This is a genomic window from Rubrivirga sp., assembly GCF_049648075.1.
Lineage (GTDB): Bacteria > Bacteroidota > Rhodothermia > Rhodothermales > Rubricoccaceae > Rubrivirga.
The window spans coordinates 1-3,361 of sequence record NZ_JBARYR010000076.1 but is presented as its reverse complement, the minus strand read 5'-3'; the positions used below and the strand labels follow the sequence as shown (position 1 = coordinate 3,361).

The 3,361-nt window shown below is 70.5% G+C and carries 2 protein-coding genes; both read right to left on the bottom strand.

What is annotated here, in order from left to right; genetic code table 11:
- A partial coding sequence (locus WBA11_RS02140; RefSeq protein WP_424519082.1) for a hypothetical protein occupies nt 1-605 on the bottom strand: 605 nt, incomplete at its 3' end.
- Between the two features lie 39 nt (nt 606-644).
- A partial coding sequence (locus WBA11_RS02135) for an ATP-binding protein (protein ID WP_424519081.1) occupies nt 645-3,361 on the bottom strand: 2,717 nt, incomplete at its 5' end.

Sequence of the window (3,361 nt, the reverse complement as noted above, 5' to 3'; positions counted from 1 at the left end):
GCCGGGTCGCGACGGACGATGAGCATCAGGTGGTCGAGCTCGCCATCGCGGTTGGCGTCGAACCGGGCCAGATCGAAGCCCGGCTGGTCCACCAACCCGTCGATCACCTCCTGAATCAAGAACCCGTAGCCCTGCCCTCGCCCACTCGCATAGGCGGTCGACGGCCTGGAGGGGGTGAGCACGTGGGGCCGTCCTCGATGGCGCGGCCAGACCTCTCCCGTCAGGATGTGCGCGCGGCCAGGGCCGCCCTGCGACTGCCGGAAGAAGTAGGCCGAGAGCGACGGGTCGTCCAGGCCCATCGAGGCCCGAACGTCGTCCGGGTCCTCTTTGAACAGGTCGAGTCCCCACGCCGGTACGTCCTCGAGGCCGGGGTCGCCCTCGATGTCCCACTCGGGAGCGCTGGCGGTGTCGTCTTGGAAGCGAAGGAAGACCACGAGCGCGTGGACTGAGTCCTCAAAGGCGATGGAACCCGGCGTCGCGCGGAGATCAGCAGGCGCGGGCGAGCCAAGAGCGCGAGTGTGCTCACCAGACGAGCACGCCGTGAGGGACAAGAGGACCGTCGCGAAGACGAAGCGTAGCATGGCGAGCAGTTCGAGTACGTGCAACCCAGGGCGCCCTCGAGGACGAGCGACATGCTCAAGCCTCTACGCGGTCGTCTCGTCGAGAGTAGCGAGCGGGAGTTGAACCGTGAACGTGGTCCCCGCCCCCGAGGTCTCGAATGCAATCGACCCGCCGACGGCCTCGACAGCCCGCTTTGAGATCGCGAGCCCCAGGCCCATCCCGCTCGTCTTGGTCGAGAAGCTGGGCTGGAACACCTTCGGCTGGACGTCGGCCGGGATGCCGGTCCCGTCGTCGCGCACGCGGACCTGGGCCATGCCCTCCGCGGAAGCGACCTCGAGGGCGATCCGGCCCGGCTCGGGGCGTTCGGGGATGGCCTGGAGCGCGTTCGTCAACAGGTTGACCAAGACGCGGCGCAGCTCCTCCCGGTCGGCGACGACCTCGAGGACGCGATCGGGAAGATCGGCCTCGAGGTCGGCGCGGCCGCTGTCGGCGAGCGGGCCTTCGAAGAGAGCCGCGGCCTCTCGCGCGACCTCGACGATGTCGATCCGCTCGGGGCTCCGCATCGGCATCCGGGCGAAGCGGGAGAAATCGGAGGCGATCCGGTCGAGGGTCTCGATCTGGTCGATCAGCATGTCCGTCGTGCGGTCGAACTGGCCGGCGAACCGGACCTCGTCGGGCGGCGCGTGCTCGTCGGGCGTGCTGAACGTCCGGCGCAGGTGCTGGACAGACAGCTTCATCGGCATGAGCGGGTTCTTGATCTCGTGGGCGACTTGGCGGGCCATCGTGCTCCAGGCCATCTCGCGCTCCTGCTCCGCGAGCTGACGGCGGCTCTCGGCCAGGTCCGCCTGCATCGCGTTAAACGTCTCGACCAGCTCGCCGACCTCGTCGTGGGTCTCGACCGGAATCGGGACCTCGGCGCCGCCCGCCCCGACGCGCTCAAGCCCTTCGCGCAGGCGGCCGAACGGCCGGGTCAGCTGGCCGGCGAGCACGACCGCGACCACCCAGATGGCGGCCATCAGCGCCAGCAGGCCGCCGAACAGGTAGGCGACGTAGCGCGCCCGCCCGGCCTCGATGCCGGCCTGCTCGGACAACGTCGGGATGGCGAGGGCGTCGGCGGGGCGGCCGGCGGAGTCAGGGAGGGCGATGTAGCCGGTCGTGTAGGAGAACGTGCCGATCTGGTCGTCGGAGAAGGCGAACGGCTCGCCGCCGAGGTAGAGCTGGAGCGTGACGTCGCCCGGGAGCCGCGGCTCGATCAAGCGTTGGCGGACGAGTTGGCGGCGGCTCGAGGCCTCGAGGACGGGGCCTCGGTACAGGTGGACGTCGACGCCAAGGGCGCTCGAGATCGCGTCCAAGCGGGCGGTGTCGGAGACCTCGAGGGCATCGGCGTAGACGGCGGCGGCGCGGGACAGGCGTTGCCGGAGTTGATCTCGGACCGCCTCCCGGTTCTGCTCCACGATCACGAACTGGCCCACGACGCCAGTAAGAGCCACGCTCGCCAGGCCGACGATCAGGAACCGGTTGAGCACCTTGTCGCGGAACCGCGTCCTCGCGACGGGGAACAGGCCCGCGCGGTAGCGAGCGACGAGACCGAGGAGGAAGACGACGGCTCCCAAGACCAAGCCCGCAAGGCTCAGACGGAGCAGCACGAACAACGTGTCGAACCGGTCACCGGCGGGGACGCGGACCGCGACCACGTCCTCGGCGTCGTCGCCCTGGCGCTCGTAGTAGACCAGCGCTGGCCGGCCGCCCAACCTCTCGCGCGTGCGCACGGCGACGGACCGGTCCTCGAGGAGCGTGTACACCGTCGAGTCGAGCCGGAGCGGAGCGGCGCCGCGCTGGCGGACCAGCACGCCGTCATCGTACTCGGCGTAGCCCAAGGCCTCGTCATCGAGGCCGAACAGGCCGGTCGGCGCCAGGACGCGCGGGAACGGCGTCTCGGTCGGGAACCGGGCGGTTCGCGGCGTGACGCGGAGGTAGAGCCACGCGACCGCCTGGTCGTCGGCATCGAGGACGGGGCCGATAGCGGCGGTCCGGCGCAGGCCGCGGCGCTCGGCCGCCCGCAGGTTCACGCGCAAAAACGCGGGACGTGTTTCGCGCTCTTGGTAGGCCGCGCGGACGCGGTCGTAGGACAACACATCGGCCGCGCCTCCGACACCGCGCTCGACGTAGCTCCCCAGCGTATCACCCGCCGGGCCGACGACGCGGAGTTCGGTGGCGACATCGGCCAAGGAGCCTAAGAGCGAGTTCGTTACGAGACCGGACGCGAGCGCGTCGATGGCCTGCCTCGAGGAGTCGCGGGCGAGTTGGCTCGCGGCGCGGGCGGAGTCGGCGAGCGACAACGCGTCCAACAGTGCCGGGCCGAGGGCGTCGTCGGCGCGGGCCTCGTCGAACACCTGGTCGATGGCGGCGGTGACGCGGTCGTCGCGGTTGTCGGAGAACGCGAACGCGGCGTCGGCCAGGAGCACCTCCGTCCGCTGACGGAGAGGCCCGCTCATGAACCCGTGTAGCACGGGTGCCAGCAGCAACGCCGCCACCAATGTCCCTCGGAAGCTGAGGGGCCATACCCACCGGCCAGCCGGCCCCTCGAGGACGAAGGCGAGCGCCACGCCCAACACGGCAAGCCCAGCCGCCGGCGCCAGCGAGACCTCGAGGACGATCGTGGAGAGCACGGTCCCAATCGCGACCGCCAGCACGGACCAGCTCCACGACCTCGATGACCACCGCGACAGGAGAACGCCGCCCGCGATCAGCGCCCCAGCAGCGGCTAGAACAGCCGCCAAACCTGCCAACACGATCAGGG